The organism is Desulfitobacterium dehalogenans ATCC 51507 (genome assembly GCF_000243155.2).
Lineage (GTDB): Bacteria > Bacillota > Desulfitobacteriia > Desulfitobacteriales > Desulfitobacteriaceae > Desulfitobacterium > Desulfitobacterium dehalogenans.
This window is the reverse complement of sequence record NC_018017.1, coordinates 170403-192464: the sequence shown is the minus strand read 5'-3', so window position 1 is coordinate 192464 and position 22062 is coordinate 170403. Positions and strand designations below refer to the sequence as shown.

Genomic DNA, 22062 nt, shown 5'->3' with positions numbered 1-22062 from the left:
TCCTTAAAACTGCTGCAAAAAGCGCAAGTCGTTATCGAATAAAAGCCGCATATCTTCAATGCCATACTTCAGCATGGCGATCCGTTCTACACCCATACCAAAAGCAAAGCCTGTTAATTCTTTGGAGTTATAGCCGCCCATTTCCAGAACTCTGGGATGAACCATACCGGAGCCCAGAATCTCAATCCAACCGGTGCCTTTACAGATTCGGCAGCCAGACCCGCCACAAAGCATGCAGGATACATCCACCTCAGCGCTGGGTTCGGTGAAGGGGAAGAAGCTGGGGCGCAAACGAATCTCCCGGGACTCCCCAAACATCATTCTTGAAAAGCTTAAGAGAATTCCTTTCAGGTCCGACATGCGAATGCCCCGATCCACCATCAACCCTTCTACTTGATGGAACATAGGGGAGTGGGTGGCATCATCATCATTCCGATAGACTTTACCCGGGCAGATAATCTTCACTGGAAGTTGAGGCCGCTGCTTCTCCATAGTTCGTACCTGAACCGGTGAAGTCTGAGTCCGTAAAAGGATCTCTTCCGTTATATAGAAGGAATCCTGCATTTCCCGGGCAGGATGATCCTTAGGAAGATTCAATGCCTCGAAATTATAATAATCACTCTCAATCTCCGGACCTTCAGCAATCTGGAAGCCCATCCCCAAGAAAATTTCTTCGATCTCTTCGATGACCTTTGTCAAAGGATGCTGATGACCCCGAGGAAGGCCTACTCCGGGCAGACTGATATCCAGTTTTTCCTCTTCCAGTTGTTTAATCATCGCCGCTTTGGACAACTCTTCCTCACGACGGGCCCAGGCAGCTTCCAAGACATCCCGGGTCTCATTGACTACCTGACCAAAAATTGGCCGCTCTTCCGGGCTTAAGCCACCCATCTTCCGCAATTGAGCGGTAAGAGAGCCCTTTTTGCCGAGAACTTTAACCTTCAGTTCCTGCAGCCCTTCCAAAGTCGAGACCTTCTGAAGCTCTGCCAGTGTTTCTTCTTGAATACGATGAACTTCCTGTTGCAATGAAAACCCTCCTAAGTTAAGATTTAACCTTTGACCCAAACTCTTTCCTAATAAAAACAAAAATTCTCATCCCTATAAAAGGGACGAGAAATAACTCCCGCGGTACCACCCTGGTTCAGCTCAATGATGAGCCGCAGCTTCCTTCTCCGCTAACGGTGGAGACCGGGTTTACCTAGTTCTTGTTCAGCAAACCGCTCTCAGGGGAAATTTAACACCCCGGACACAAGCCGGAGATGAGGATTTCTCTTGGTTAAGCTTTCAGTCTTGGACTTAACCTCCCTGGAAAAGAAAACATCCTTTTAACCTGATCATTGCATTTTCTTATTCATTGCCAGATTATTGTTCAGAGTGTACTGCTTATAAAGCAAGTAGGCATTTGGAGAACCGGTTGCCTCAAAAATCTTCCATAACCACTCTGCGGGTGACATGGTTTAGCCCACCTTTCGGTCTGGATTCTTAAACCTGTTCACTAAAATTATAGCACCACCCGCGACCGTTTACAAGAAAACCTGGTCCAAAAGCCGCTCTTTTCAAGTTGTTGAGGTTATTCTGCGCCTTATTTCATAGATAATGATTCCTGTCGCCATAGCTACATTAAGAGATTCCACCTGATGGCTCATAGGGATAGTAATCCGCTTCACCCAGGAGCCCCGGAAAGCCGCAGAAGGCCCGTTTCCCTCATTTCCCACAACCAAAGCCATAGGTTGAACGAAATGAGTCTTATACAGATCCGTTCCCTCAATATCCCCGACAAAAACAGGAATTCCTTGACTTTGACAGACCTTAAGAATCTCTTCCGGTTGGCAATGAGTGAGGATCTTCAGGGAAAAAATCGCTCCCATAGTACTCCTTAGAGCCTTAAGATTGTATACATCCACGGTCCCTTCCGTCAGGCAGACTTGTGTTACCCCTGCAGCCAATGCCGTCCGCAGTATGGTCCCACAGTTGCCGGGATCCTGAACCCCATCAAGGATCAAAAGCATGGGGATCTTGTCCCCTGGGCCATGGTTCATTCCTAAAAGATCGTCCCAGGTCCATTGGGGCCGTTTGACAACAGCAAGAATCCCTTGAGGGCTTTCCGTATCGCTCATTTTTCGAAGCACCCGCTCATCCACTTCGATAATCGGTACCTCATTATCTTTTAGAGCCTTTGCAAGTTGTGGCCATGATTCACTTTTCCGCTCAGGGCAGACAAAAACCTTTGTTAAGTGAGCCCCCCGATAAATGCCCTCTTCCACAAAGCGCCAGCCTTCGATCAGGAATTCGCCGGTCTCCTCACGGAATTTCCGCTTATGGAGATTCACCACATATTTAACTTGTTCATTCTGTAAGGAGGTCAGCATATCATCACCCCGGAAACCATTTGCTCACACTATAAATATTCGATAATAGTGTACCCAAATCAAGATGCTTTCTAATAATTATCGAGCACAAAGCTTTCCTTATTCCCTATGTAAAAAGGGTGCCTCAGCACCCTTTAATGTATTCTTTACTTCGCACTCATTTGAGCTTTAGCAACATTGACTAATTCAGTGAAAGCTGCTGCATCATTGATAGCCAGATCAGCCAACATTTTGCGGTTGATGGATACTCCGGCTTTTTTCAGGCCGTTCATCATACGGCTGTAGCTTAATCCGTTCAGACGGGCAGCTGCATTGATACGAGCGATCCACAATTTACGGAAATCGCCTTTTTTGTCTCTACGGTGAGCATAGGCATAGGCTAAGGATTTCATGACCTGCTCATTAGCCGGACGGTAGAGTTTGCTCTTTGCTCCACGGAACCCTTTTGCAAGCTTTAATACTTTTTTATGACGTTGATGCTTCGTTACCCCTCTTTTAATACGGGCCATAGCGAAGACCTCCTTACATGTTAATCTCTGTCATTCTTCTCATCTCTTATCTGCCCGGCTCATGCCGAACAAGGCTTGTCTCATAATGCGCCCTTAGATTCTAAGGCTGAGACATCAGCAATTATCCTCCGAAAACCTCTTCGATTTTCAATCTTATAGATAAGCAACTAAGCGGGCAATACGTTTGGCATCGGTTTTGTGCATAAGGGTAGCTTTGCGCAGATTCCGTTTACGTTTTGGAGACTTCTTCTCCAGGATATGGCTTGTAAAAGCATGATGGCGAACAATTTTACCAGTACCTGTTTTCTTAAAACGTTTCGCAGCTCCGCGGTGGGTTTTCATTTTTGGCATTGGGATATCCCCCTCTCGTGTTAGTCGTGTTTCACAGGCGCTAAAATCATAATCATATTGCGTCCTTCAAGCTTAGGATCACGCTCTATATTAGCCTCAGCTTTACAAAACTCAGCCAGACGCAGGCATAAAGTTCTCCCAAGTTCCGGATGGGTAACCTCCCGACCACGGAACATAATCGTTACCTTAACCTTATCCCCATCATTTAAAAAGCGTTGGGCATTGCGTGCTTTGGTTTCGAAGTCATGGTCCTCAATATTGGGACGAAGCTTCACTTCTTTGATTTCCATGGTCTTCTGTTTTTTACGGGCTTCTTTATCCCGCTTGGCCTGCTCATACTTGTACTTACCATAATCCATGATCTTACAAACAGGCGGCTTAGCAGTTGGTGCAATTTCCACTAAGTCCAGAGATTTCTCAGCAGCAATACGTTGAGCATCTCTAAGTTGGACAATCCCCAATTGCTCTCCCTCTTCCCCGACAAGACGAACTTCCCGGGCCCGGATTTCGTCGTTAATCCGTAAATCCTTACTAATAACGAACCACCTCCAAAAAAAATCACACAAAAAAAGACGGGCAGAGTTTCCACCCGTCTTCCATACAAATCATGAGCAAGTACGATAGGCTCAGGACCCGAAGATACCTCATCGACTCAAGCCATGAGGTGAGAAGCGGATGGCTTCTACTTGAACATCAATATTATATTGGGTTCTGAGGTAATTGTCAAATATTAATTTTTATATATTTTAATGCGATCAGACAGCCAGTTCTTCCATGATCCTCTGATAAATGCTATTCAGTCCCGGTTCTTTCAAGCGCAAGTCAAGTACTTTCAGCACTCCATCCATAACCGCCGCTATGACTTGGGTCTTTTTATCTTTTGGACAATCAATACTTATAGTTCTTCCTTCGACCTGAAAGGTTTCAATTTGCTTTTCTACTAATATTTTCTCTAAATTATCCGGAATCACGGAAAGATCAATTTCAATCTTCGTTGGCATACCTAACTTATTCTGTAATTCTTTCAAAGTGCCTTGAGCAATAATTTCGCCGCGATTCATAATGCCAATCTGCTGTGCCAGTTCTTCGACATCATTAAGATTATGTGAGGAAAATAATATGGTCGTACCTTCCTTATTCCAGTTCCGAATCATTTCTTTTAATTCCAGGATGCCAATGGGATCTAACCCGGTTGTCGGTTCATCCAGCACAAGCAAATCAGGCCTGTGGATAATAGCTTGGGCCAAACCTAATCTCTGCTGCATTCCTTTGGAAAAAGTTCCTACTCTTCGGTGTCGCGCTTCACTTAAGCCGACTTGTTCCAGCACCTCTTCGCATCGTTTCTTCGTTATTCCTTTTAATTTGGCGTAAAAAGATAGTGTTTCCCAAGCCGTTAAATTGTCGTAAAAATTCATTCTCTCCGGCAAATAACCTACCCTTTTCTTAATCTCCTTATTTTTAACATCATAATTTAATCCCTCAATCCCGATCATTCCGACTGAAGGTTTTACCAACCCTAAAATCATTTTTATTAATGTTGATTTTCCAGCTCCATTGTGCCCTAACAGGGCATATATTTCCCCTTTTTTGATAGTTAAGTTAATATCCTTGACTGCTTGAAACTGACCATAAAACTTCTGGGCATGTTTCACCTCTAAAGTATCAATGACTTCCATAGGATCCCCTCCTAATAATCCTGCCTGCGGCCAAATAGTATCGCCGCAAGCAGAAGAGGTATGATCATCCAGAATAAAAGGGCTCCATATAATAAAAATTCCCCCGACCCCTGGGTAAGCATCCTCGTCAAAGCGACCAACGTGGGACCAAAGGTTTCTTCACCGCCAAGCTGTAAGATGACCAGTACACGCACCATATCCGCCGGATTGGCAAGCAGAAGCAGCAGTAACATGGGAATAATAATGGATACATTCGACAGCCCAGCGACCCCTATAGCTAAAAAATCGTAAACTAAAATCATTAAAAACCAAATAAAAATCCCCAAACCAATCCCTTGAGCTCTTCGTGATACAATGACAGAAATGAGTATGGCTATACTGAGAAATACCAGCGCCAAAATCATGGATAAGATCACAAACATAAGATAATCCATAATATTGATTGACCCTGTTTTCCAGGCGATCACTACCCCCGCCCCGCCAAAACCAACTAAAATGGAAGCAATTAAAGCCAAAGCCAAGCCACCAAACTTGCCGATAATTACTTCAGCCTTATTAATGGGCTGGGTGAGCAGAACATGGAGGGACCCAGCCTCCTTTTCACCGGCTACTGTCGCCGAACCCATTACAAGGGCAATCAAGGGCAGCAAATACAGCACCAGATTCAAAAGACTGGCTGTAACCCGGTTAAATCCCTGCTGCCCACCCACACCGAGACTGGACAAGCCAAAAAAAGAAACCAAGAGGGCAATTAAAGCAAAAACAGCGGTAAACGTTCCCAGCCATTTGCTGCGTATGGATTCCAAAAGTTCCTTTTCTGCTATGGTAACTACATTGACCAGCTGCATCTAATCCCCCCACTCTTCCCGATTAAACTCAATATCCAAGCCGATGGTTAATGGCTCCGTCTGCACTTGCTCCCAGGTCATTTGTTTTCCCCCTACCTCTTCGGCAAATTTCTGAGCCGCCCCCTCGACAGCAAAGGCTACGATCCCGAAACTCATGGGGGTATCGATCCGACCCTGTACATAAAAGGCCTCCTGAGCACTGAGCCATTCCATACTTTCAAAATCTTTTACATAAGAGGCTATAATACTATCCTTTTCCCCTGTTTCCAATCTTCGCATAAAAATAGACATGCATCCGATATCATCAAAAATCTCAACTCGTCCCTGGCTATCAATAATCTGTGCCGCAAAGTGCTCATCGATCACACTCATCCTGCATACAGGACAAATGTCGATTGTAGGGTCAATCTTCCGGGGAGTCCCTGCAACTTCCCCCGCAGAACATCCTATAAGCGATAAACACCATAGAATAATCAAAACCATAATCCTGGGCTTCATTTTCGGCCTCCTCTCAGAAAATCCTCAACTAGTTTTACTCCTTGAGAACTTATTCTAAACGCCCGGGCGGCTATTATCCCTGCCATGAGGAGCATAAGCAAGGAGTATGCACCAAGGACCTTATTGGAAACCTGGTTCTTCTCGAGTTGAAACTGTGTATTCATCTCAATCCCCACAGGCTTAATCAAAGGATATACATCTTCGGCTTTAGGAATCTCTATAACCGGAAACATGTTTTCGGCAAACTCCAAAGCTTTAGCTGCAGGACTGTTTAAAAAAAGACGCACAGTAGGGGCTTTATTCATAAGATAGGTAAAAATATCCCCTGTAAGATAGGGCGTATCACCTATACCGTCTTGATCCAGATCAAACCCCCTATAGTCATTCCAATAGTTGCCTTCCCCTTCGTCATAGAACACATTCCCTTCCCCAATTTTTCCCGCCCGGAAAGCGATTTGCTCCATATTATCCACAAAATTGTTTTTTACAAAGGTATTGAATCCCGAACTGGAAATCAGATCAATCCCAATATCATTAGAGGCCACCATATTATTACGAAAGGTGTTGTGGTAGGACACATCGAAGAGGGCCCCCCTGGTATTACCGAAAATAATATTCCCTTCCGCCAGGCAATCGTTGCAACTGGAAAACAGAACTCCAAAAGAGCGGTGACCACGGTTATAAGCGAAGACATTCTGGCGGAAGGTTATTCTTTTCGAATACATGGGAGCCGCCCCTGCCACATTATTCGTAGCTATATTCCCTTCAAAATAATTATCATCGGAATACATATAGTGAATGGCATAGCGTACCCCATTAATGCGGTTATATAAAAGACGATTATCATGAGCGTAGTTGAAGTAGATGCCATCCCTGGTATCCGTAATCTCATTATTCTCAATCAAATTATTGGATGCTGCAAAAAGATGAATCCCGTCACCGCTTTCCCCTTCAAAGAGCGGCAGTAGTTCATAAGTGCCGGCCTCGCTCATTTCCTTTTCCGAGTCTTTTAATTTATTCTTAGCAGGTCTCCCGACAATCGTATTATTGCGGATCGTATTATGGGGAGATTTCAGCAGATAGATCCCAAATAGATTATTGGATAATTTATTATCTTCAATGACATTAAATGCGGAGTGAATTTTAATTCCCGCATCGGAATCCTGTAATCTTTTGCCGCTGCCCACGACCTGAAACCCTTTAAAATTTACCCCATCGGCCTTAAGGCTGACCACATCCCCCTCTCCTCCCCCATCAAGAATCGGAGTGCCGATTCCTATCAAGGATATGGCTTTATCAATCACAATGTTCCCTACGTAGGTCCCGCTATAGACATTGATAGTATCCCCGGGAGCAGCCCTTGCCAAAGCGGATTGAATACTTTCCGCTGAGCCGCCGCCCCGGACCTCCAGGGTAGCAGCCTGAACTACCGCCGGGATGACCCATAGGAAAAAAAACAGACTCAGCCAAAAGCAACGCCTATTCCGTTTGCTTTTCATGTTCCTTAAACCTCCAAGCAGCCAGCAGCATTAGGATAATGCTCAGCCCCAGTAAATATCCTCCTGAATCAAAGCCCGTATACGTAATAAAATTCGCAAGCTTATTTGTACCTATAATCGGAGGGGTAAAAGGATCTATTTTTATTGCCGCCATGGGGTCCAATTGGGTCCCATAATCGCGTAACCAGCGCCACAAATCATACACCCCAATCATGCCGCCCACAGCACCTAAACCGGCGGTCAACCAGGCGACCCACCTTTTTTTAACCAAAGCAGTAATAAAAGCCAAGCCAATGATGATATAGGCTACTTTAGGAATGACTTTGAATTCGGGAAAATCTTCTTCGCTAATCCACTTCATTCCTATATAGTGATTGATATTATTGATAATGTCGATTCGGCCATCCAGTTTGTCCGGATAGACAATTACGGACAGACCTTCCGGATATTGAGGAGCCACTAAATCTAAATGCCACCAAGGCAGGAAAAGAGAAGCCAGGAGTATTAAACCGGCAGCACCAAACATGATTCTTCCTATGATATTAAGGTTTCCCTTTAGAAGCTTTCTTGCAAAATCCATGGTTAACCACCACTTTCCTATCAGTTAAGGGGGGGGAGGGACCCCTGAGTCAGGATCCCTCTCGATTCTTCTATAAAGCTTTAGAGAGCTTTATAGGCCTTTTGGTTTTACAATGAACCAGCCCTGCATTTCCTGGTGGAGTGCCGAGCAGAAGTTGGTGCAATAGAAGGGATAGACTCCCGCTTTATCTGCAACGAATTCAAATTTCACCGTTTCTCCCGGTTGAGCTTCCACATTGAGGTTATACATGGAAATACCGAAGCCATGGGTAATATCTTCATCAAAATCCGTATTTGTCACATACCAGGTCACATGATCTCCTTCATTGACCTCCACATTATCCGGGTAATAGCGGCTGCGGAAGGACATTTGATAGACCGTGACATTATTGCCATCCCGTTCAATGCGGGCATTTTCCTTTTCATAAACAGCACCCGGTCGATTGGGATCCTTCTCGAATACTTCCCAGGTCTTGATCTTATCTGCTTTGATCATCTGAGCGAAGTGAGGCTCGGGATCTACGGGGACATCCATCAAAATCTTCATTTTATCCGTGGTTAAATCGATAAGCTGGGCACTCTCCGGATGGGATGGTCCAACGGACAAGAATTTATCCTTGGCCAGCTTATTCAGGGATACCAAATACTTGCCGTCCGGATCGACGGTATCTCCCTCAGCGGCACACAGGTGACCGGGGCAATAATGAACCGGGATAACATCAACAATTTCAAAGGTATCGAGTCTCCACTTGGCAATGGTACTGTCGATAAATAATGTGGTATAGGCATAACCATTACCGTCAAATTGGGTATGCAGTGGCCCTAAGCCCACGGGCACTTCCGCCACTCTTACCTTCTCATAATTGACAATCGGGAAACCCCGTTCTTCACCCTGGAAGTCTTTGTTCTCAATGCATTCCTTGAATTTCTCGAAGCTGAATACGGTAGCTACCGGAGCAATCTTTCCGTTGGCAATGAAATATTTGCCATCCGGCGTTACATCCACGCCATGGGGACTCTTCATGGCTGGGATCAGGTAGATAGAACCCGGTACATCCAGAGGGTCAATCATTTTCACCCCATCAACCATTTTAAATTTTCCTTCATTGGCCGCCTGTTCAAGCAGTTTCCAGTTTAGAGCGATGACATAATCCATCTCCCGCTGTGAAGCATTGACCTCCAGCAATTCATAGGCTTCCTCAGTATTATATGTTGTCAAAAACGCCCAACCTTCGCTGTCCAGCTTACCGGCATCGGATAAATCGTAAGACCAGGGAGGCAATAATACTTCCCAGCCTATACTCATCTCTCCGCTTTCTTGATTTATAGCTATCGCGGCCAGAACTCCCTTATAGTCCTCGGAATAGTTCTCAATAGGTGAATAGGTCCCATAAGGTATCGGCCCGGCAAAACGGGAGCCCATCATAAAGTATTCCGAATTCGGTGTCATAAACACAGCACTATGAGGCCCGTAAATATTAGGCACCTCTAAAATTTGAGTGGTTCTAAAGGAATCCAAATCGATCCGGGCAGCCCTGCTGTTGGCATTATCATTGACAAAAAGCCAACGCCCGTCATAATCTCCCTTTGTCTCGCTCAAAGCAGGGTGGTGGAGATCTCCCCAGCCCCATTCGCCAAGCATTTCCTTCGATTCCGCCGTCCAGCCATACCCAACAGCTGATTCAGGGGTAAATACCGGAATCGTTCTGATTCGCCGCATGGAGGGCACACCATAGACAAAGACGTTCCCTGAATGGCCGCCTGAGGCAAACATATAATACTCATCCAACTGACCAGGCGGCACATAGGTCTTTAGGGCCGCTTGCACCACATCATCCGATACACCATCGACAGATATATTCTTTCCTAAAACAGCCTCTGAACCCGCTCCAGGATTAAGCTGGGTAGATAAGTAAACAGCTATTACCAGACCAACCAGCAGCCCTGCCAGGGACAACACAATCTTTTTAAATAGTCCTTTTTCCACTTGCTAAAAACCTCCCTATACATTTGCATGATTCTATTGCTGATATCACTCTTCACTCCGGGTTATTCGTATTTTCAGTACCTTTGCTCTCCTCACCGTCTGGTTGCTGGGCCGCCTTTCCGCCGGCTGCAGTTAATAATTCGAGAACCTGATTTTTTTCATCACCTGTAATATCCATTCTGGCGAACATCTCAGCCATTGTCCCTTCCGGTTCTTGTAAAAACTCGGCGAGGGTCTTCCCAAAACGATCCGGCACATCCCCATACGCCTTGGTAAGATCTGGACCCGTCACACCACCGGCTATTCCGTAATAACTTACTTCATGGCACTGTGTACAGCCCTTTTGTAGAAAGAGCTCTCCTTCTCTTGCTGTTTTACCTGAGGCACCGCTCGGATCGCCGCTTTGGGTCCCTGCAGATTTCTGAGGCTGCAAGCCGGATGCATAGACCAGCTTAGCCTCACGATCATCCGGCAAAGCATAATTCGGTGCGGCGATTACACTCCCGGTTATCCCTACCAAGAAACCCATCCCCAGCCAGATGCAGAAAATTGAAAGCAAGTGAAACGATGGATTATTCCGCCCTTTTCCCGTCATTGATTCACCCCCATACCTTTCCGATTCCTAACCCATAATTAAAAATGCAGGGCAATATAAGTTAAAACCACCATGAGGATCAGTACGATTTCCGCTCCGATAATAACCCATGGCCTCTCTTCGGGTCGGCGGGATGTGCTTTTATCCAACCATGGCAATAAGATAACCCCTATAACCAGAAGTGCCGGAATCAGCAATCCCAAAAGTTGAGGGACAATTTTCAGCAGACCAAAAAGCCACATAAAATACCAATCCGGTTCAATATGAGAAGGGGTCATGACGGGATTGGCCGGGGGGCCCAGATCTTTGGGGATTACTCCAGCCAGAAAAAGAACAACTCCAAGGATACCAAGAGCCACGCTTACTTCAGTCGTTAAATGGTTTGGAAAAAAAGGTACCGTATCCTTATCCAATTCCTTTTTATTGATGTCCATCCTCATCACCTCCTATAGTGGACCGGAAATCCCCTGTTTACGAATCATTAAAAAGTGAGCAATCAGCAGGCCTATGGTAACCACAGGCAGTATCACAATATGGATAATAAAGAATCTCATCAAGGTATAGTCCGTAATCTTGGTTCCAGCTTGGCCCAATAGCAAGAGCTGGTCACCGACGATAGGAATTGACCCCAATATCTTGGTTCCAATAATCGCCGCCCAGTAACCCACCTGATCCAGCGGCAAAAGGTAACCCGTGAAACAGAAGAAAACGACTAAAAGCAGCAGGAGTACGCCCACTACCCAATTGAACTGACGAGGCGGCTTATAGGCACCGGTAAAAACAACTCGCAAAAAATGCAGGACCACCATAATCAGCATCAGGTTAGCCGCAATGTTATGAACCGAACGCAAAGCCTTACCCATGAAGACCTCATTATTGATAAACATCACGCTCTGATAGGCGCCTTCCATCGTCGGGTTGTAGTAAACCGCCAGCACGATACCCGTAACAACCTGAACCAAAAACAACAGAAAGGAGATCCCACCAAAACAGAATATGAAATTACGGGCATGCCTGGGGACAGGATGTTCAGCGATTTCCTTAAGCATGTCTTTTACCTCGACTTCTTTAGCCTCAAATGCCACGCTAAACAACCTCCCTTTGTACCATGACATAACCGTCTTCCACCCAGGCCCTCAAACGGGTTAGAGGTTTTGGCGGCGGGCCGTCCAGCACATTCCCGTCTTCATCGAATATTCCGCCATGACAGGGACATTCAAAGCGTTTCTCCGCTTCATTCCACATTACCGTACAGCCGAGATGGGTACAGACCCTGGAAAAGGCTTGATATTCGTTGCCCTTTTTGAAGATCATGGCCGGAAGACCGTCATAGATGATTTCTTTGGGCTTCTCCAATAACTCGTCTTCTTTAAGAATCGCCATTTTCGGAGGAAGCGGCTTTAATGCCTCAGGGGGGCTTATCATTTTTCCTACTGCGGCTGCAGGGGTTCCCACACTCAAAACCAAGGGTACCCCGGTCATGATTCCGAGGAATTTGCGTCTTGATATTTCCCCTTTATTGTTGTTCTCCATTTTCCATACCCCCTTTGCGGTCCAGAATCAATACTCTCCATGTATAAACGGAAAAAGCGGCTGCAAAGCAAATTAATCCCATAAAAATTGCTACCCAATAGGCGTTTCCAGCTGTCCAACTCCTCGCGATCATAAAGACCAGGGTTATAGCCGCCCATATTCCCAATGCCAAAACCACAAAACCTTCCATATCCCCTTCTTCGTTAAAAAAACTCATCTTTTCACCCCCATCTTTTACTTTTTAGGAAAAATTTTTTGTACGCGGCCGCGAAACTTGGTAAGGAGCAAGCCCGCAATAATTATTGCTGATGCAGTACAACTTTGGCATAACTTGCAATTTCCACTACATCCACTACGTTGTAAAGGAAGCAAAGCTGCAGTTAATCCGATAGCTGTACCGGTTAGATTCTGCTTAACACGATTACTGATAGTGTTGAATTTGTTTCTTATCATATGAAGCATTGGCTACCCCCTATTTGCAACAGCTGAAGATGTCGTCCCCTCCAATTGAATAGGTTTATGTGTTTCTGTAATTCCTTTACTGTAACTTAAGGCTTCCTGAGGACATACCGCTACACAATCTAGGCAAACATTACACGAATACGGACTAACAGATATCCCCTTCCCCTGATCCGTTTTCGTAATAGACCACATGGAACATGCTTTAATGCAAGAGCCACAGCCATTACACTTTGAACTGTCGTATTTAAGTTTATAAGTGAATCCCAGCTTAGAGCCGACCGCGTAGAACAAGGATTGAATAGTTCCTATGGGGCAGCCAAAGCTGCACCAACCCCGTCCACCCTTTATAAACAAGCCGAAAAAGACGAACCAAATTACTACTGTAATAATTGCCGTAGTGCTCCAATAGGCTAAAGCCTGCAGTTCGCCGGTCAGCCCGCTGATAAATCTCTGAAAAATACTAAAGTTACAGAAAGCACAGCAGACACTCCCTCCTAAAAACGGCGTGAGAATGAAACCTGCTAAAAACCCATAGCGAATTGGAGTTGGATTTACTGTACGAGAAAGGTCAATTTTGAATCGATCCGGAACTAATTTACTTAAGTACTCGGTAAGTGCTCCAGCCGAACATAACCAGCCACAAAAAAGCGGTCCAAAAAAGAATGCTATGGTAATAACGATTATGAAACTAAGATAAAGAGGGTCGGCTACAATGCGATACCATTCTGTAGGATCAAAGAGCCAATTAATCGGCATCCGCATGCAGAAACTATGAACATCACTTGTTGAAGGATTATTTGTAATCGACTTCACGACCCGGTTTTAAGGGCCAATTTCCGGCCTTTTTGCATCAATCTTCTCCTTTCCATTCCAATCATCTTCCGTGCGTTAACTTCTGATTGAGCACAAGAGAAAGTAGGGTTGCTGCCACTGCGGCAAATGGTTCCACCGCAGTGGCAGATTGTTCTGCCGATGCACCATATGTCTGGCTATCTTCACTTACCTGGGGTACGCTTCTTCCAGATACTGAAGGATCTCCCCTTCCTCTTCTTCTTGCATGAAAGCTCCATAACTTTTCATCAAAACAATAATTTCTGACCAAGTGGAAGAACCCTGATAATTCTGCACAGTGTCCACGGTATGGCATGCTGTACAGGTTGATTGGAAAGTAAGGTATCCGACCTGCCCAGCAGCCTCTGCTTCCTCCGGCAGGGGAATAGCATAGGTTGCAAAAAGGGCAAATCCAATCACCAAACCGACGACAACCATATTTAGACCTAAAGTTTTGCTTAATCTTCCGGTGACCAACCCCCGCAAATGATTCAACCTCCTTTGTCCATCCTCTGAGAGGAGCAAGTTTCCTTTATCAAGCTTTAATGTCTTTAGAAGTCGAAACAGGGATTTTTTCTTGGAAAACCGCAATCAACCCATCAATTATTGTCAAGCCTCCCAGGACATAGAGAACTTTAGCGGTGGTATGGCACTCCATCGGATTCATGCAAACGCCAATCCCCAGATTTGTGGGCAGGATAATAACGCCTAATCCCAGTATCATCAGAACACCGCCCAAACTTTTTTGAGCAAAGATGGTCTTGTTAAACAGATAGATTAAGGAGACCAAAACTATGATTATGCCTAAAAGCACCTCCCCTTGGCCTGTATAATGACAGCGCATATGGACCATCTTCCCTGTGGTTAATTCCAGTAATCGTTGACAAACTGGAGCAAGATGAAACGGAGTCAAGGCGATCAATAGCCCCAGCACTACCCCCAGTCCGCCAATAACCTTAGCTAATTTTCCGTTCAAAGTTCTAACCTCCATTCATTTAACCTCTGGATTGCAACTGCCCCTGACTTAAGCTGTAAACCCGTCCGGCATAAGCTGCCAATTGGGGGTCGTGAGTAGCAACCATAACAATCTTCTTTTTTCCTGCCTGCTCCCCCAGCCACTTTCCCACAAAGTCCTTTTTCTCCTCATCTAGCTCCGCCGTGGGCTCATCGGCCAGGATTATATCCGGGTCATTGACCAAGGCCCTGGCCATGGCCACCCGGCGTCTTTGACCACCGCTTAGCTGATAAGGTAAAAAATCAGCCCGGTCTCCCAATTCCAGCTGTTCAAGCAAAAGCTCTACTGCTCTTTTTTCCATCCTTCTATCCCTTGCCTTCCCTCCCCTAATCCAGAAGGGAAGCATGATATTCTCCTTGACAGTCAGGGTAGGGAGCAGATAACACATCTGGAACATGAAGCCAATTTTTTGATTTCTTAATTCGGCTAAGTCTTTATCCCCATAGTGAAGGAGGGAGCGCCCGTCTATCGTCACCTGTCCTTCCGAAGGCCTTAACATACAACCCAGGATAAACAGCAGCGTACTCTTGCCACACCCTGACGGTCCATAGATTATGAGGGAATCCCCGCTCCTCAGGGTTAAATCAATGTTGCGCAGGGGAGTAACCCGATCACCCATACCGTCCCGGTAGTGGTGTGTAATGTTTTTTAATGATATTTCCATGGATACCTCCCTACTTTAGCTCCCCTTCCGTTAAAGCGATTACGGGATCCAATCGCGACGAACTTCTTGCCGGCCAGAAGGCTGCCAAACAGCAGATGAGAAGAATAAAAGCGATGACCCCTAAAAAAGCTACACAAAGCTGAGCTGCCTCAGGCAGCATAAACGGAAAAGAACTATGCTTGCTGAGGGATTTCGCCAGATAAAGCACCAGACCATATCCGGCCAGGCATCCTATAACTGCAGCCGCCAGTCCGCTGCAAAGGGTTTCCAGCATAACCAGCTTAAATAGGCTTCCTTTCTCTGTTCCCAATGCCCGCAGCAGCGCTAGTTCCTGCTGTCTCTCCAATACCAGGGAAGAATATCGTGAGGCCAGGGAAGCAATTGTGATTCCACAAATAATGACCACCATCAAACGCAGGATTTCTTTAATCAGGAGCAGCTCTTCTTTAAGTTCGGAAAATAACTTCCCTGCCGTCACGCTCTTAATCCCATTGATCCTGTCGATACCTTTGGCAACTTGACTCGGGTCAGCCTCAGCTTTTGTTTTAACAAGCACCGACGAAACCAACTCTTCCGGGTCCCCAGCCTCTTGCCAGTATTCCTGTAAATAGGGACTTTTTCCGGCAAGCCTCCGGGCCGTTTCAATAGGTACAAAAATTGTATCGTCAATACTCCCTCCCATCGGTTCAAGATAACCGGCAACATCAAAGGGCTCAGCCAAAATCACCACCCTGTCCCCCAAAAAAGCAGGCACGTTTCCACCTACAATAACCTCCGTGTTCTTTAAATCCCTGCCCACCCCTTTCGCTAATAATTCCCTGACCAGAAAATCCGTTTGTGGATCATAACCAACCAGCCGGTATTCTTCCGGGAGACTGCAACAGCTCTGATTAAGAGTCTGGCTGAAGAATTGTGCCGATATAGCTTCCACACCAGGGACTTTCTCGATCTCCCTCAACACTTCTGAATTCATATAAATATTGGCGGGTGCCCCGGTAAATAGGACTTGGCCAGGTTCAAAATGAGCATCTGCCGGTATAGCCATAACATCCGCTCCCAGATTATCGACGGCACTTTGGCCTGCTTTCTCAATACCCCAGACCAACAGTATCCCGGCTGCCAGAGCGGCAGCGCAGGCCATGACGACAAATAGAGTAAGTCCTTGCTGCCAAGGCCGTCTTTTGGCATTCCGCCAAATCAATTTTGCAAACATTCTTTCACCTCCCTGCTAGCGTTAAGGCTATACCTTATAATCAGAAGCTTGAGAAGATTATTACTAATTCATTTTGCAATTATCGTGCCAATAGTACCTAAGCTGCTTTTCTGCAGATGTGTGAACGTTTTGTGAATGTTTAAGGATATCTTTGTGAATCTCTTCTCTGATCCGTTGGGGCAAGAATGTCACTCAATTGTCCCAAAGATGTCCCACTTTTCGACCTTAACCTCAGACAAGAGGATGGATTATCCAAAATTAAGTTGGTACGCCATTTGCATTGAAATCTTATGAGGTCTCTGAGCAATAAAAAAACCCTTGCTCAAAAGCAAGAGTCTTTTATTTAGGCCTAATTGTAAGGAGGTTGTATTTATGGAAAAAGTAACAACTAAAATCATCTTCAGCCTTGTCCTAAGCCTGGTTCTCCTCATCAGCGGTTGCTCCTCAGGCCAAGAACCCAGTCCAACCACGACTACGGCTCCACAAGAAAAAGCCGACATCGCGGTTTTTAGCCAAACTAAGGAGCTTAATCAAATCATTGATTTAGATACTATGAAATTAAGAATCATCAATGTTAGTTTGGTAAGAAACACCGATCCCTCCGAAGATGCCCCCTTGGGTAAAATCGCTTTAGGTATAGAAATCGGGAACACCTCCAACAAGGATATTCAATTTTATCCTGAGGAATTTGAAATGACCATCGACGGCCAGGAAATCTCCTCACCGGATCTCACCCTTACTTCATCTTTAGGGGGGACCTACCCTCCTCAGAGGGTGCAACAGGGTTTTATCACTTTTCCCGTTAGGGAACGTGAAGTCACCTCTGTAAAGAAATTGCAATTAACCATTCCCCCCATTACAGATCAGGATGGCGCATCCACTGAAGCAAAAGAATACACCATTTTTATTGACGATTCAGAAGCTTAATTACCTCTGCAAATCATACTTATTCATCAGTCTATGGATTGTTTTACGATCAATTCCGGCTGATTTAGCCGCCTGAGTGATATTGCCATTATGTTTGTCTAAAAGCTCCTTCATGTATTTTACTTCAAATTTTTTCAACCAAAGATCCTTCGCCTCATGAAAGGAAAGGTCCCCCAGATTCTCCTGCTCAGGGAGAATCTTTTTTTGTTCGGCAATGACTTTCTCCGGCAGATCAGTAATCTCTACCATCTCTGACTCCGACAGGGAGATGGCTCTTTCCACAACATTACGCAGCTCACGGATATTCCCCGGCCAGGAATAACTTTTCATGGTCTTCATTGCCTCAGGGGTAAAGCCCCCAACCTTCTTATCCATATCTTGTGAAAATTTCTTACAGAAATGATTCACCAGTAAGGGAATGTCCTGCTGCCGTTCATGCAAGATGGGAAGCTTAAGAGTAATGACGTTGATTCGATAATAGAGATCTTCACGAAACTCTTTCGTGCGGACCGCTTTTTCCAAATCACGATTCGTAGCGGCCAAAACCCGAATATCGATATTGATCAAGCGATTACCCCCAACTCTTCGAATCGCCCGTTCTTCCAATGTTCTTAAAAGCTTGGCTTGCATGGCCAGAGTCAACTCCCCCAATTCATCCAGGAAAAGAGTTCCACCGTGGGCCATTTCCAACAACCCCTGCTTGGTGTTGTTCGCCCCCGTAAAGGCTCCCCTTTCATAACCAAACAGCTCACTTTCCAATAGATTTTCCGGTAAGGATGCACAATCCACGGGAATGAAAGGCCCTGTGGAACGTCTGCTGTTTTTGTGAATAGCCCGAGCGATGACTTCTTTACCGGTACCGCTTTCCCCCAAGATGAGGATGGAGGCATCGCTATTGGAAATCTTGCCAATCGTAGCAAAGACATCTTGCAGCCCTCCCCGGGCACCAATAATATTATCGGTGTTTAGGCCTTCCTGCAGCTGAGCCCGCAGCAATTGGTTCTCTTCCGTTAAGGCGATATGTTGAAGTGCTTTATTGATGGTCAATTGCAGCTGTTCAATGGGAAAAGGCTTGGAAAGATAATCATAGGCTCCTTCTTTCATGGCTTGTACAGCCGAGTCCACCGAAGCATAACCCGTGATTACAATAACTCTCGCCTCGGGGACGCATACTTTGGCTTTTTCCAGCACTTCAAATCCATCGCATTTAGGCATTTTGATATCTGTTATGATCAGGTCAGGCTGTAGCTTATGGATTTCCTCCAAAGCCTCACAACTATCTTCATAGGTAGTGCATTTATATCCCATGCGGTGGATAACCCTGGCACAGGTCTCCAGCATATCCGGCTCATCATCGATGACAACAATATGTCGATCCTCACCCATTCAAATCACCCTCCCGGTCATTTGGCGCACAGGGTAAAATCATGCTAAAGCAACTGCCCTCGTGGGGAGTGCTCTCCATGCGCAAAAAGCCGCCATGCTCTTTCATGATAGTCAGGCTAATCGGTAATCCCAACCCTGTGCCCAGTTCTTTTTCTTTCGTACTAAAAAAGGGGTCAAAAATAGTATTCATAATTTCCTCCGGTATTCCCGTACCATTATCCTCAATATCTATCTGAATATTATTTTCTTCAGTATTATGTTTCGTGGTAATGGTGATCTTCCCTCCTTCCGGCAGGGCATCTTTGGCATTAGTTAAGATATTGACAAGCACTTGCTCCAGTTGGTCTTTGTTGCCGATAACGGTTGGCAGGTGGCAGAGGTTGAGGACAATGATGATATCCTTACGGGAAAACTGTCTTTCCAGCCAAACCACTGTTTCCTTGATCAAATTCTCCAGATCGACTAAAGCTGTTTCATTTTTCGTTCGCCTGGAAAAAGAGAGCAATCCTCGGGTGGTATGAGCGATCCGTTCTGTATGCTTTTTGATAACCAGCAAATCTTTTACGACCTCTTCAGGCAACTCTTTTTCCGGAGCCTCTAAAAGGAGCCATTCCAACCTGGACAAAATGATTCCTGTAGGATTGTTGATCTCGTGGGTAAGGTTAGCTGCTAATCTACCTGCAGCGGCTAACCGTTCAGAATAAATCAGTTGACGCTGCGTCTTTTCCAACTCTTTAATAGTGTCGAACAATGACCTATTGAGCTGAGTGATTTCTTGATTAGCATCTTCAAGGTTGTTCTTTTCTTGGGCCAGGCGATTCAGCAATTGAGAGCGTTGGAGGGTCGCTGCCACTTGGTTGGCTATGGCTAAGAGAATTTCAAGCAAATCTCGGCTTAGCCCTACCTTAAGGGTACTCTTAAGGGTAATCACTCCAAATACTTCCGTACCTGAAACCAAAGGTACACAAACATGGGATCGAAAAATGCCCCGGCAAGCTTCTCCCGTACAACAGGGACAAGTCTGATCCTGATCAGAAATCATCGGCAACTGATCCCGTATAGCTTTGCAGTTCCCTAACTCCGACCTGCTGCAGCTATATCTTTCAGGGAATATATTGAAGCTGCATTCGTAGTGAGCGAAAATATTTTCCATCTCTTCTTTGATTGCCGGTAATAGTTCTTCGATTTTTAAGGGCAAAAAGCCCGTCATATTGTTTATTTTGTGAAGTGCAGCAATCTGTTTTTTTAGTTCTGCTTCAGAAGATAAGGCTGTATTTTGCTTCACGTCCATTCTATCCCACATCCCTTACTGCATTAATTAATGCGGCAAGATTGCCCGGCTTTGTATCCAAAGGTATTTCACACCCGGAACTTAAAATAAACCGCTTGCTACTGGCTGCCAAATTGATCAACTCTTTACCTTCACGGATGATCTCCTGAGGGGTTTTATTAACAAACCGGTAGGGTTTAATATTTCCGGCCACCAAAAAGTCTTCTCCCCACTTCAATGCTTCTTCCAGCGGGACCTCATAATCTATGCTGGCAATATTCACTCCACATTGGCGATAGTAGGGCAAAAGCCCTTGGCTATTTCCCGTTATCATTAACCAGGAAGCCAGCGTCCCCGCTGATTTGAATTGGGAAAAAATATCACGAATATGGGGTAATAGATAGCGGACAAACATCTCACTGGGAAGAATGCTTTGAGATGCACTAGGGTCTATTACTGCCGAGATATGAGCACCCTGGGCAAGTAAGGCCAAGCCAGATTTTAAAGAAATTTCGGCAGTGAAGCTCAACATGTCTGCAAATTCACAAGGCGAGTCAAGCAAGAGATATAAGAGTCTTTCCAATCCCATCAATTGACTGGCAATACTCATAGGTCCCAAGACGACTCCCACAATAGGCAGATTATCACCTATTTCGGCCTTGAGAATTTTAACGGCTTGTAGTAACTCCGGCATCCTACCATCTGTTAAAGGGTTAAAATCCGGTAATTCGCTTAATTGTTTTGGATCTTCCAGTCTATATTTTTCAATATAGGGATAAGCATTTTCCGGAAAACATATTCTTGATCCCAAAGCTTCTGCTTCGATACAATTATCTCCATAGACAAAAACTGCATCATAGTTGAATTTCCGCTGTGAATTCAACTGACATTGCGCCAAAATTTCTCCATTTTGCAGATACTCTTTTAATCTTACATTCGTTAAAAAAGCTGCCCCTCCAAATACCAGCGGCATACAAAGAGTATCGCCAAAAGTATGGCCTACCAGAGCAGACTCTAACCTCTGTAACCTGTTCACTCCACAACATTCCCTTCATGAAGTTGGAGAAATCTTATAAGATCAAACGCATCTTCCGCTATCATATCCACATCGAGATCCTCTTTTCCTAATTGTTTAACAGCAGCCCCCCCAGCTATCACCATAATATCCAACATACCTTCTTCTCTTAACAACCTCTTTATCTCTCTAATGCCCGCCGCTGAAGAAAAGATTAAGCTGCTCACCCCTATAAAATCCGCCTTCTCCGCTTTAGCAGTCATGACGAATTGAGCGGGAGGAACATCTTTGCCTAAATCGATGACCTTATAACCTACAGTTTTCAAAAGAGTCGTGACAATGTTTTTCCCCAGATCATGGATATCCCCTTGAATTGTACCCATAACGAATACTCCTTTTATGCGGAGGGAACCAAACTCGGCAGGCAGTTTCTCGATCTCCGGACAAACCACCTCATCCACAACTTCTTTCATTGCTCTGGCCGCTAATAATATTTCCAGAAGGTTAAATTGATTCATATTGCATTTCACATCGAGAGAATCCAAAGCTCTTGTCAGCCCTTCTACTAATTGAGTTATCCTATAACCTTTGGCTAATAAATCCCTCGCGATAAAAACAGATTCCTTAGCATTCCCTTGTATGACGTTTTCGACTAAGTCAGCAACATTATACAAGTCTTTACCTCCTTCCTATGAACTATTTAGTTTATATTCCAACCTGATTTTGAGCAACAATTGGCGTATTCCTTCCTAACCTTTTTATTTCTCCCAAAAACGACTATATACCTTTATTTTACTAAATACTAAAAAAATTTAGAAAAATTGCTGGCCAGAAT

General features: G+C 45.1%; 26 protein-coding genes and 1 other annotated feature. Of the genes, 1 reads left to right on the top strand and 25 read right to left on the bottom strand.

All coding sequences use genetic code 11. The features are described 5' to 3' along the window. Positions 1-3 precede the first annotated feature (3 nt). The 21 genes from pheS to DESDE_RS00855 all read right to left on the bottom strand — a co-directional run bounded on the left by pheS (position 4) and on the right by DESDE_RS00855 (position 16629). Entirely contained in the window at positions 4-1026 is a 1023-nt protein-coding gene (gene pheS, locus DESDE_RS00955) for a phenylalanine--tRNA ligase subunit alpha (RefSeq protein ID WP_014792174.1), read from the bottom strand. Between the two features lie 530 nt (positions 1027-1556). After that, positions 1557-2369, bottom strand: a complete 813-nt coding sequence (locus DESDE_RS00950; RefSeq protein WP_014792173.1) for a TrmH family RNA methyltransferase — start codon at positions 2367-2369, stop codon at positions 1557-1559. Positions 2370-2515: 146 nt separating this feature from the next. Further along, a complete protein-coding gene (gene rplT / locus DESDE_RS00945) occupies positions 2516-2878 on the bottom strand; it encodes a 50S ribosomal protein L20 (RefSeq protein WP_014792172.1) in 363 nt (120 codons plus the stop codon). Between the two features lie 153 nt (positions 2879-3031). Continuing rightward, positions 3032-3229 (bottom strand): 50S ribosomal protein L35, encoded by a 198-nt coding sequence (rpmI, locus tag DESDE_RS00940; protein WP_014792171.1) that lies wholly within the window; start codon positions 3227-3229, stop codon positions 3032-3034. 20 nt (positions 3230-3249) lie between these two features. Beyond that, positions 3250-3795: a translation initiation factor IF-3 gene (gene infC / locus DESDE_RS00935; protein ID WP_019849171.1), complete on the bottom strand. Its 546-nt coding sequence runs from the start codon at positions 3793-3795 to the stop codon at positions 3250-3252. Then, positions 3788-3923 (bottom strand) — a sequence feature (ribosomal protein L20 leader region). It overlaps the preceding gene by 8 nt. 61 nt (positions 3924-3984) lie before the next feature. Continuing rightward, positions 3985-4905: an ABC transporter ATP-binding protein gene (locus DESDE_RS00930; RefSeq protein ID WP_014792170.1), complete on the bottom strand. Its 921-nt coding sequence runs from the start codon at positions 4903-4905 to the stop codon at positions 3985-3987. A gap of 11 nt (positions 4906-4916) precedes the next feature. Beyond that, a complete protein-coding gene (locus DESDE_RS00925) occupies positions 4917-5753 on the bottom strand; it encodes an ABC transporter permease (RefSeq protein WP_014792169.1) in 837 nt (278 codons plus the stop codon). Continuing rightward, positions 5754-6251 carry a nitrous oxide reductase accessory protein NosL gene (locus DESDE_RS00920; protein WP_014792168.1) on the bottom strand — a complete coding sequence of 166 codons (498 nt, stop codon included), beginning with the start codon at positions 6249-6251 and terminating at the stop codon, positions 5754-5756. Then, positions 6248-7750, bottom strand: a complete 1503-nt coding sequence (locus DESDE_RS00915; protein ID WP_014792167.1) for a NosD domain-containing protein — start codon at positions 7748-7750, stop codon at positions 6248-6250. Before DESDE_RS00915 ends, DESDE_RS00920 begins: the two co-directional genes overlap by 4 nt. Next, positions 7731-8330: a hypothetical protein gene (locus DESDE_RS00910; RefSeq protein WP_019849168.1), complete on the bottom strand. Its 600-nt coding sequence runs from the start codon at positions 8328-8330 to the stop codon at positions 7731-7733. The genes DESDE_RS00915 and DESDE_RS00910 overlap by 20 nt, the downstream gene beginning before the upstream one ends. Before the next feature lie 90 nt (positions 8331-8420). Further along, positions 8421-10316: a Sec-dependent nitrous-oxide reductase gene (nosZ, locus tag DESDE_RS00905; RefSeq protein ID WP_014792165.1), complete on the bottom strand. Its 1896-nt coding sequence runs from the start codon at positions 10314-10316 to the stop codon at positions 8421-8423. A 52-nt stretch (positions 10317-10368) separates the two neighbouring features. Continuing rightward, positions 10369-10911 carry a hypothetical protein gene (locus tag DESDE_RS00900; RefSeq protein ID WP_014792164.1) on the bottom strand — a complete coding sequence of 181 codons (543 nt, stop codon included), beginning with the start codon at positions 10909-10911 and terminating at the stop codon, positions 10369-10371. A gap of 38 nt (positions 10912-10949) precedes the next feature. Then, positions 10950-11345 carry a cytochrome b family protein gene (locus tag DESDE_RS00895; RefSeq protein ID WP_014792163.1) on the bottom strand — a complete coding sequence of 132 codons (396 nt, stop codon included), beginning with the start codon at positions 11343-11345 and terminating at the stop codon, positions 10950-10952. 12 nt (positions 11346-11357) lie between these two features. Then, complete coding sequence (locus tag DESDE_RS00890) at positions 11358-12026, bottom strand: cytochrome b N-terminal domain-containing protein (protein ID WP_172637574.1); 669 nt, start codon at positions 12024-12026, stop codon at positions 11358-11360. Further along, a complete protein-coding gene (locus tag DESDE_RS00885; RefSeq protein WP_014792161.1) occupies positions 11998-12444 on the bottom strand; it encodes a QcrA and Rieske domain-containing protein in 447 nt (148 codons plus the stop codon). The genes DESDE_RS00890 and DESDE_RS00885 overlap by 29 nt, the downstream gene beginning before the upstream one ends. Next, on the bottom strand, positions 12428-12661 hold the full coding sequence (locus DESDE_RS00880; protein WP_014792160.1) for a hypothetical protein: 234 nt from the start codon (positions 12659-12661) through the stop codon (positions 12428-12430). Before DESDE_RS00880 ends, DESDE_RS00885 begins: the two co-directional genes overlap by 17 nt. A gap of 248 nt (positions 12662-12909) precedes the next feature. Beyond that, the gene (locus tag DESDE_RS20895) at positions 12910-13662 is read right to left on the bottom strand and encodes a 4Fe-4S binding protein (RefSeq protein ID WP_242831298.1); all 753 of its coding nucleotides are present in this window, start codon (positions 13660-13662) and stop codon (positions 12910-12912) included. A gap of 243 nt (positions 13663-13905) precedes the next feature. Continuing rightward, positions 13906-14223, bottom strand: coding sequence for a hypothetical protein (locus tag DESDE_RS00870; RefSeq protein ID WP_014792157.1), 318 nt, complete (start codon positions 14221-14223; stop codon positions 13906-13908). A 49-nt stretch (positions 14224-14272) separates the two neighbouring features. Further along, positions 14273-14728 (bottom strand): DUF4418 family protein, encoded by a 456-nt coding sequence (locus DESDE_RS00865; RefSeq protein WP_014792156.1) that lies wholly within the window; start codon positions 14726-14728, stop codon positions 14273-14275. 4 nt (positions 14729-14732) lie between these two features. Beyond that, positions 14733-15416 (bottom strand): ABC transporter ATP-binding protein, encoded by a 684-nt coding sequence (locus tag DESDE_RS00860; RefSeq protein ID WP_014792155.1) that lies wholly within the window; start codon positions 15414-15416, stop codon positions 14733-14735. 10 nt (positions 15417-15426) lie between these two features. Beyond that, positions 15427-16629 (bottom strand): ABC transporter permease, encoded by a 1203-nt coding sequence (locus tag DESDE_RS00855; protein WP_014792154.1) that lies wholly within the window; start codon positions 16627-16629, stop codon positions 15427-15429. A gap of 372 nt (positions 16630-17001) precedes the next feature. On the opposite strand from DESDE_RS00855, the gene DESDE_RS00850 reads away from it, so the two are divergent. Continuing rightward, positions 17002-17556 (top strand): hypothetical protein, encoded by a 555-nt coding sequence (locus DESDE_RS00850; protein ID WP_014792153.1) that lies wholly within the window; start codon positions 17002-17004, stop codon positions 17554-17556. Here the strand turns inward: DESDE_RS00850 and DESDE_RS00845 are convergent, their stop codons facing one another. From DESDE_RS00845 to DESDE_RS00830, 4 genes are read right to left on the bottom strand one after another with little or no spacing between them, the layout of a single operon-like run. After that, a complete protein-coding gene (locus DESDE_RS00845; protein WP_014792152.1) occupies positions 17557-18942 on the bottom strand; it encodes a sigma-54-dependent transcriptional regulator in 1386 nt (461 codons plus the stop codon). It abuts the gene before it with no gap. Next, positions 18935-20245, bottom strand: coding sequence for an ATP-binding protein (locus DESDE_RS00840; protein ID WP_028305414.1), 1311 nt, complete (start codon positions 20243-20245; stop codon positions 18935-18937). Before DESDE_RS00840 ends, DESDE_RS00845 begins: the two co-directional genes overlap by 8 nt. Beyond that, positions 20235-21248 carry a uroporphyrinogen decarboxylase family protein gene (locus DESDE_RS00835; RefSeq protein ID WP_014792150.1) on the bottom strand — a complete coding sequence of 338 codons (1014 nt, stop codon included), beginning with the start codon at positions 21246-21248 and terminating at the stop codon, positions 20235-20237. The genes DESDE_RS00840 and DESDE_RS00835 overlap by 11 nt, the downstream gene beginning before the upstream one ends. Then, positions 21245-21901, bottom strand: coding sequence for a cobalamin B12-binding domain-containing protein (locus DESDE_RS00830; protein ID WP_014792149.1), 657 nt, complete (start codon positions 21899-21901; stop codon positions 21245-21247). Before DESDE_RS00830 ends, DESDE_RS00835 begins: the two co-directional genes overlap by 4 nt. Between the last annotated feature and the right edge of the window lie 161 nt (positions 21902-22062).

Excerpts from the sequence above, each read along its gene's own strand:
- DESDE_RS00915 (WP_014792167.1), bottom strand. The coding sequence starts at position 7,750 with ATGAAAAGCAAACGGAATAGGCGTTGCTTTTGGCTGAGTCTGTTTTTT.
- DESDE_RS00880 (WP_014792160.1), bottom strand. The coding sequence starts at position 12,661 with ATGAGTTTTTTTAACGAAGAAGGGGATATGGAAGGTTTTGTGGTTTTG.
- DESDE_RS00910 (WP_019849168.1), bottom strand. The coding sequence starts at position 8,330 with ATGGATTTTGCAAGAAAGCTTCTAAAGGGAAACCTTAATATCATAGGA.
- DESDE_RS00895 (WP_014792163.1), bottom strand. The coding sequence starts at position 11,345 with ATGGACATCAATAAAAAGGAATTGGATAAGGATACGGTACCTTTTTTT.
- DESDE_RS00885 (WP_014792161.1), bottom strand. The coding sequence starts at position 12,444 with ATGGAGAACAACAATAAAGGGGAAATATCAAGACGCAAATTCCTCGGA.
- rpmI (WP_014792171.1), bottom strand. The coding sequence starts at position 3,229 with ATGCCAAAAATGAAAACCCACCGCGGAGCTGCGAAACGTTTTAAGAAA.
- rplT (WP_014792172.1), bottom strand. The coding sequence starts at position 2,878 with ATGGCCCGTATTAAAAGAGGGGTAACGAAGCATCAACGTCATAAAAAA.
- DESDE_RS00855 (WP_014792154.1), bottom strand. The coding sequence starts at position 16,629 with ATGTTTGCAAAATTGATTTGGCGGAATGCCAAAAGACGGCCTTGGCAG.
- DESDE_RS00850 (WP_014792153.1), top strand. The coding sequence starts at position 17,002 with ATGGAAAAAGTAACAACTAAAATCATCTTCAGCCTTGTCCTAAGCCTG.
- DESDE_RS00920 (WP_014792168.1), bottom strand. The coding sequence starts at position 6,251 with ATGAAGCCCAGGATTATGGTTTTGATTATTCTATGGTGTTTATCGCTT.
- DESDE_RS00860 (WP_014792155.1), bottom strand. The coding sequence starts at position 15,416 with ATGGAAATATCATTAAAAAACATTACACACCACTACCGGGACGGTATG.
- DESDE_RS00865 (WP_014792156.1), bottom strand. The coding sequence starts at position 14,728 with ATGGAGGTTAGAACTTTGAACGGAAAATTAGCTAAGGTTATTGGCGGA.
- DESDE_RS00845 (WP_014792152.1), bottom strand. The coding sequence starts at position 18,942 with ATGGGTGAGGATCGACATATTGTTGTCATCGATGATGAGCCGGATATG.
- DESDE_RS00900 (WP_014792164.1), bottom strand. The coding sequence starts at position 10,911 with ATGACGGGAAAAGGGCGGAATAATCCATCGTTTCACTTGCTTTCAATT.
- DESDE_RS00950 (WP_014792173.1), bottom strand. The coding sequence starts at position 2,369 with ATGCTGACCTCCTTACAGAATGAACAAGTTAAATATGTGGTGAATCTC.
- DESDE_RS00925 (WP_014792169.1), bottom strand. The coding sequence starts at position 5,753 with ATGCAGCTGGTCAATGTAGTTACCATAGCAGAAAAGGAACTTTTGGAA.
- DESDE_RS00890 (WP_172637574.1), bottom strand. The coding sequence starts at position 12,026 with ATGTCATGGTACAAAGGGAGGTTGTTTAGCGTGGCATTTGAGGCTAAA.
- DESDE_RS20895 (WP_242831298.1), bottom strand. The coding sequence starts at position 13,662 with ATGCCGATTAATTGGCTCTTTGATCCTACAGAATGGTATCGCATTGTA.
- DESDE_RS00840 (WP_028305414.1), bottom strand. The coding sequence starts at position 20,245 with ATGTGGGATAGAATGGACGTGAAGCAAAATACAGCCTTATCTTCTGAA.
- DESDE_RS00930 (WP_014792170.1), bottom strand. The coding sequence starts at position 4,905 with ATGGAAGTCATTGATACTTTAGAGGTGAAACATGCCCAGAAGTTTTAT.